This is a genomic window from Paenibacillus sp. J2TS4 (assembly GCF_018403245.1).
GTDB lineage: Bacteria > Bacillota > Bacilli > Paenibacillales > NBRC-103111 > Paenibacillus_L.
This window is the reverse complement of sequence record NZ_BOSH01000032.1, coordinates 1-6,275: the sequence shown is the minus strand read 5'-3', so window position 1 is coordinate 6,275 and position 6,275 is coordinate 1. Positions and strand designations below refer to the sequence as shown.

Below are 6,275 nucleotides of genomic sequence, written 5' to 3'. Positions count from 1 at the left end.
TCGATAATTTTCTCCACCACATAGATCTTCTTCAGTTCTGCTCTGCTCAATGTAATCTTCTCCTGTCCCATAGTGACATTATCTCAGAACAGTTATGGGATGACATTATCACAGCACAATAACACTCCAAAAACCGAGAGTTGATATTTGCGCTTTAATCCGCTATACTTATTCATGCCGTGCTAGACGGGGAGGTAGCGGTGCCCTATAACCTGCAATCCGCTGCAGCAGGGTTGAATTCCTGCTAGAGGTCTTGTCGGTGTAAGGTCTGACGGATACACGTAGTGTTGACGGTCGGGTCCTTCGCAATGAAAGCTTGTGAACTCGGTCAGGTTCGGAAGAAAGCAGCCGTAAGCAAGATGTTTCATGTGTTGAAGGGTTACCTAACCTGAGCTAACGATATTCGTTCCGCTTGGATCGCAACGATCGATAGCAGGTGCACGGTTTAATCCATTCCTTAATAGTAAGACGCAACTAACATTTCATTCCGGAATTGCCGGGTTGAAGTGTTTTTTTCGTTTTTCTGGAAGGAATTTGAAGCGTCGGATCGAATGTTAATACATGTAAACTGCAACAGAGTATGCAGACTTATGTAGAGAGATACCATTCCATTACTTTCAAGAGTATAGGAGGTAAGCAGTTGTCTTCTGTAGATAAAGGCCGTTGTCTGCTCTCGATCGAACATTTGGACGACTACATTCATGCTTGCTTATCACAGAGTGTTATCATTGTTAACGACGGGGAGAAGGTAGTCAACTGTAGCCTTGCCTTTCTTGACGAAATGGGATGTTCCTTGGAAGAAATCAAAGGTATGTCGATACATGAACTCGGGGTCCCATCCCTAAGCCACCTTCATCAACAATATTTGGAAGCGGTATCTCATAATGGATCAGCTCCTAGTCTAAGCTTTCAAAACCGTCAAGGAGTAACAATGAGAAGACGCTATTCGATCCTGCCGCTGCAGTCGGAAGAAACCGGGAGTAAATACTTTGCCTTACACATGGATAAGGAAATCTGGGCAGAAGAGCCATCTGTCCTTCAGAAGTTTGCCGGTACTTTTATGGAAGATATTAACTTAGGGGTCATTCTCATTGATATGCGATTCCGTATCGTGGATATCAGTGACATGGCTTGTCGATTGTTAGGTTTGGACAAGAAGCAGATCATGAACAAATCATGCGAGGAGGTTTTCGCTTCCGTACCTCCTCATCATCGATTGGTGCAACCGGAGATACTGAACGGGGTCGTCGTTCGCAATCATGCGGTCTCGTGGACTAACAATCAAGAGCGGTATGAGCTTTTATTGGATTCGAATGTGCTGAAGGATGATGATGGGAGAACGGTCGGGGCCTATGTTATTTTTAAAGATGTAACCAATTTGCGCTCGCTGGAAGAACAGGTTCAACGCAGTGATCGGCTGGCGATGATCGGACAAATTGCCGCGGGGACAGCTCATGAAATCCGCAATCCCTTGACTTCGATAAAAGGTTTCATGCAAGTACTCAAAAATACGTTTATAGAAAAGGGAATGGTCAAGGAACAAGATTACACCGATATTATGCTGACGGAGATTAACCGGATCAACGAGCTGGTCAGTGAATTTTTATTGTTGAGCAAACCCAAGAATGTAACCTACCACCCTGTGAATATCAAAATGGTGATGAGAGAGATTTTGCCGATTATTAGCAATGAGGCTCTGCTCCATGGAGTCAGTGTCCAATACGAGACGGTCTCCGATCTGCCTGTAGTCATTGCGGATGGTGAGCTGTTGAAACAGGTGTTTCTAAACCTTTGCAAGAATGGAATAGAGGTTATGCTGGACGGAGGGACATTGACGGTTACGGAGAAGGTAGATTATGAGGAGCGAAGGGTACATATAGATATTCACGATACGGGACCAGGAATTCCGAATTTTGTCATTGATAAAATATTCGACCCTTTTTTCACGACGAAAGAAAATGGTACGGGGCTTGGACTATCCGTCTGCCAACGGATTGTTCACGATATAGGAGGAACTATTCGAGTCGCCTCCAAAGGATTTGGCACCACATTTACGGTAAGCATGCCTTTTCCTTGAGCAGCCTTTATTTTTCGAAGGCTGCTTTGCCAATTTTGTATGGACTTCTAGGGCTGTCCGATGAATTTTTTAGCATGCCTGCATCCGGTACAACATTATAGCCCAAGGGGAAGGAAGAAAGATGCTTCCAAGAGCGCCATCCAATAAAAGCGCTTGATTGAAAATGAATTTTTTACGGCGACAGGAGAGAATCCTGCTGCGCGCTTCAATGAGGACGTACAGTATTGTATAATAGGGAAAGTAATTCTATGCAAGGAATTATTGGAGAGGTCTAAATGACACAACACATTGCGCTTTACCGGACATGGCGTCCGCAGTTTTTTAAAGACGTTGTCGGACAACAGCATATTGTACAAACATTGCAAAATTCCCTTAGGGAGAACCGACTGACTCATGCTTATTTATTCAGCGGGCCCCGAGGTACCGGGAAAACCAGTGCAGCCAAAATATTAGCCAAGGCAGTAAACTGTGAGCAAGGGCCTGCTGCGGAACCGTGTAATGAATGTGACGCTTGTCGAAGGATTACCGAAGGAGCCATCATGGATGTCGTTGAGATTGATGCCGCCTCCAATCGCGGGGTGGAGGAAATTCGGGACATTCGGGATAAGGTCAAGTTCGCGCCGACGGAGGTCCGCCAGAAGGTTTACATCATTGATGAGGTCCATATGCTGACTACCGAAGCGTTCAATGCTTTGTTGAAGACGCTGGAGGAGCCTCCTGGGCACGTCATGTTTATTTTGGCCACGACAGAGCCCCACAAAATTCCGGCTACCATTATTTCCCGCTGTCAACGCTTCGATTTTCGTCGGGTCCCGCTGGAAGAGCAAGTATCCAGGCTGGACTATGTCTGCCGCCAGGAGAATGTCGACGTACAGCATGAAGCACTCCAGTACATTGCTCGCTTGTCCCAGGGAGGGATGCGCGATGCTCTTAGCCTTCTGGACCAGATTGCCTCTTTTTCAGGGGGGAAGGTCACTTATGACGATGTCGTAGCGATGACCGGAGGGGTGGCGGCCGACCATTTTGAGAAGCTGTCAGAGATGATTCGTAATCGTCAAATAGGTGGAGCTCTGCAACTGGTTGACGAACTTCTGCAAGGTGGAAAAAGCCCGGATAAATGTGTGGAAAGCCTGATGCATTATTTCCGGGACTTACTGCTGATCAAGATGGTTCCGGACTCATCCACTTCGACCGAGCGAATCCTGGACCCGGCCAAGTTCTCACAGACCGCCGCCTCCTTTAGCCGGGAAGAGCTGTTTGCTGCAATTGAAGTGTTGAATCGCTATCATGGGGAGATGAAATATTCATCCCAGCCTCAGATTCTATTTGAAATTGCGATAATGAAATTATGCCACCCTGCCGTGGCGGAACAAGAGCTCGCACAACCTGCGGAGCAGGCATCCTCAGCCAGGAATTCACAAGGAGAGGATTGGTCCGTGCTCAAGCGGAAGGTGGAGCAGCTGGAGCATGCACTTTCCAAGCTTTCCGCTTCTCCCCAGGCAGTCGCTTCGCCTCAGGCAGCCGCACCCGCTGCAGGCACCTTTGGCGTCAAAAGAAGCGGGGGAACGATCCGGAAGTCGTCGATTAAGCTGGATCCATTCGTGCGGCAGCAGGAGGCTCCATTATTCAAGCAGGCGTTATCCAAATGGAGTCAGATTCTGGCTCAAGTTAAAGAGCAAAAAATTACCGTTCATGCCTGGCTAGTGGATGGAGAGCCGGTGTCGTTGGCGGATGATACGCTGCTTCTCGCTTTCAAGAGCGCGATGCATCGGGAGACGACCGAGAAGCCTGCCAATAAACAGCTTATTGAGCAGGTGATGCAGCAGGTTCTAGGGCATCCGATCCAGCTTGCCGCCGTCATGAACAAGGAATGGAAGGAAGCTTTGGAGGAGGAGCCGGAATCGGCTGAGGAAATGACGCTGGAGCCTGAGCAGGCCAAGGCTCAGCAGCAACCATGGATCGATGAGGCCATCCAGTTATTTGGGGAAGATTTAGTTAAAATAAAAAAGGAATAAGGAGTAGATCGAGCATGAACAATATGAATCAGATGATGAAGCAGGTTAAAAAAATGCAGGAGCAAATGCTGAAGGCTCAAGAGGAATTGGCTAATAAAACGGTGGAAGGAACAGCGGGAGGCGGGGTCGTTACAGTAACGGTTACCGGCCAGAAGAAAATAACCAACATCGTCATCAAGCCTGAAGCCGTTGATCCCGATGATGTGGAAATGCTCCAGGACCTCGTGCTTACAGCGGTTAACGACGCTTTAAATCAAGCCGAAGAACTGGCTAACAAAGATATGGGTAAATTTACGTCCGGTATGAAAATTCCGGGTCTATTCTAAAAACGTGGACCTGGAAATAAAAGACTGGAAAAAGGAGATAGCCTTTTGTATTATCCCGAACCTTTGGCTAAATTAATCGATTCGTTCTCAAAGCTTCCAGGCATTGGTCCCAAGACGGCGAGCCGACTCGCATTTTATATTCTCCAGATGAAGGAGGAGGATGCGATTGACTTTGCCAAGGCGTTGGTTAATGTCAAACGAAACCTGCATTACTGTTCGGTGTGCTGTAATATTACGGATGTCGATCCCTGCCGTATTTGTCAGGACAAGAGCAGAGACTTCTCGATAATCTGTGTGGTTCAGGAGCCTAAAGACTTGGTGGCCATGGAGAGGACCAGAGAATTTAACGGCTATTATCATGTGCTCCATGGTGCTATTTCACCTATGGAAGGAATAGGGCCTGATGAGATTCACATAGCGGAACTGGTCAAGAGGCTGAGCGATGAGCGTGTTCAGGAAATGATTCTTGCTACTAATCCGAACATTGAGGGAGAGGCGACAGCCATGTATTTGTCGCGTCTTGTGAAGCCCTTCGGCATTCGAGTAACCCGGATCGCTCATGGGTTGCCTGTCGGCGGCGATTTGGAGTATGCAGATGAGGTTACACTGACTAAAGCTTTAGAAGGAAGAAGAGAACTGACCTGATTGAATAGGGCGCTAATCGATTACCGCGGCATGAATGGCTGTAGAGATTTAATATTAGACGACTTTGACCCGAGGGGCTTCTGCTTCTCGGGTTTAATAATTGTTTCTGCGGCAGTTAGGTAAAAATGTTCTAAATCCATTCCCGAACACCATATTCATTATAGAAGGACGAACCAACTTCTAGGGGGAGTAGTGAAATGAAATGGTTTCGGCGTAGGAAAGCGGATGGGAAAGCCTTAATACAGAATCAGGACAAGCTGGCGATTATAGAAGAGTTGCGAAAATCGCAGATGGAGTGGGCGAATGCAGTTCACAGATTGGAATGGGTAGTTAAGCCGGACGAAGTGGATTGTGCTATTTATGATTTAATGGCTGCTGAGAAAAAATATGAGATGCTTCTGAGAAAGGCGAAGCAATATGAGTGGGGCCCGGCTTTTATTTATTTTGAGAGGGAGGTCATCTAATGCATTTATGGTTATGGGGAGTTCTTGTCCTTTCTCTTACGTTACTTATAATCGTTATATTAAGAAACAAAGGCTCCATTCAATGGTTGGTTCGGCTAGGAGTTCATGTGGTGGTGGCTGGAATTGTGCTCTATGCCGTTAATTGGATAGGCGGATATTACGGGTTCAGACTTCCGATCAACCCTGCTACCATTGCGGCCGTTACAGTACTTGGAATCCCCGGTGTAGGGATGCTGGCAGCGATTAAGCTGGTCTGGTTATAGTTGGAGTGGTGACTTGCTGTGCAATTACACACCAACATTGATCTTGCTGATGCGAGATAAACTTGGAAGGCATCCGTTATTCTGTATTTTGTTAAGCTACTACACCTCAATCAAGGCACTTCGAAATCCAGTAGTAAATGAAGGTTTTGGGAAGTGAATAAATTTCCAAAAAAAACTATTGACTATTGATTCGAAAGCGTGCTATATTATGAAAGTCGCGCTTAAGGGTGCGGCATTGATAGAGAGGCTAGACAAGCTACTTTGTAGTGAGCTTGTTGACGCAACATCAAGCAGCATTGCCCTTTGAAAACTGAACAACGAGTGAATGAATGAAGCCAGTGCGAAACGGTCTTCGGATCGTGAGCAGAACCGTTAATGAACGAACGAATGAGCTAATCGCTCTTCAATAAATGAGCTTCCGTGACGGGACTTAGGTCATTGTCATGGGGAACTTTTACGGAGAGTTTGATCCTGGCTCAGGACGA

At 46.7% G+C, this 6,275-nt stretch carries 6 protein-coding genes and 1 other RNA gene; all 7 read left to right on the top strand.

What is annotated here, in order from left to right:
* Nucleotides 1-177 precede the first annotated feature (177 nt).
* The 7 genes from ffs to KJS69_RS29225 all read left to right on the top strand — a co-directional run bounded on the left by ffs (nucleotide 178) and on the right by KJS69_RS29225 (nucleotide 5,790).
* An RNA gene (ffs, locus tag KJS69_RS29255) (signal recognition particle sRNA large type) lies at nucleotides 178-444 on the top strand.
* Between the two features lie 196 nt (nucleotides 445-640).
* The gene (locus KJS69_RS29250; protein ID WP_249730769.1) at nucleotides 641-2,077 is read left to right on the top strand and encodes an ATP-binding protein; all 1,437 of its coding nucleotides are present in this window, start codon (nucleotides 641-643) and stop codon (nucleotides 2,075-2,077) included.
* A 275-nt stretch (nucleotides 2,078-2,352) separates the two neighbouring features.
* On the top strand, nucleotides 2,353-4,092 hold the full coding sequence (gene dnaX / locus KJS69_RS29245; RefSeq protein WP_213587766.1) for a DNA polymerase III subunit gamma/tau: 1,740 nt from the start codon (nucleotides 2,353-2,355) through the stop codon (nucleotides 4,090-4,092).
* A 14-nt stretch (nucleotides 4,093-4,106) separates the two neighbouring features.
* Entirely contained in the window at nucleotides 4,107-4,418 is a 312-nt protein-coding gene (locus KJS69_RS29240) for a YbaB/EbfC family nucleoid-associated protein (protein ID WP_213587764.1), read from the top strand.
* A 45-nt stretch (nucleotides 4,419-4,463) separates the two neighbouring features.
* Nucleotides 4,464-5,063: a recombination mediator RecR gene (gene recR / locus KJS69_RS29235; RefSeq protein ID WP_213587762.1), complete on the top strand. Its 600-nt coding sequence runs from the start codon at nucleotides 4,464-4,466 to the stop codon at nucleotides 5,061-5,063.
* Between the two features lie 197 nt (nucleotides 5,064-5,260).
* Nucleotides 5,261-5,527 (top strand): DUF2508 family protein, encoded by a 267-nt coding sequence (locus KJS69_RS29230; protein ID WP_213587760.1) that lies wholly within the window; start codon nucleotides 5,261-5,263, stop codon nucleotides 5,525-5,527.
* On the top strand, nucleotides 5,527-5,790 hold the full coding sequence (locus KJS69_RS29225; protein WP_213587758.1) for a pro-sigmaK processing inhibitor BofA family protein: 264 nt from the start codon (nucleotides 5,527-5,529) through the stop codon (nucleotides 5,788-5,790). Before KJS69_RS29230 ends, KJS69_RS29225 begins: the two co-directional genes overlap by 1 nt.
* Nucleotides 5,791-6,275 lie beyond the last annotated feature (485 nt).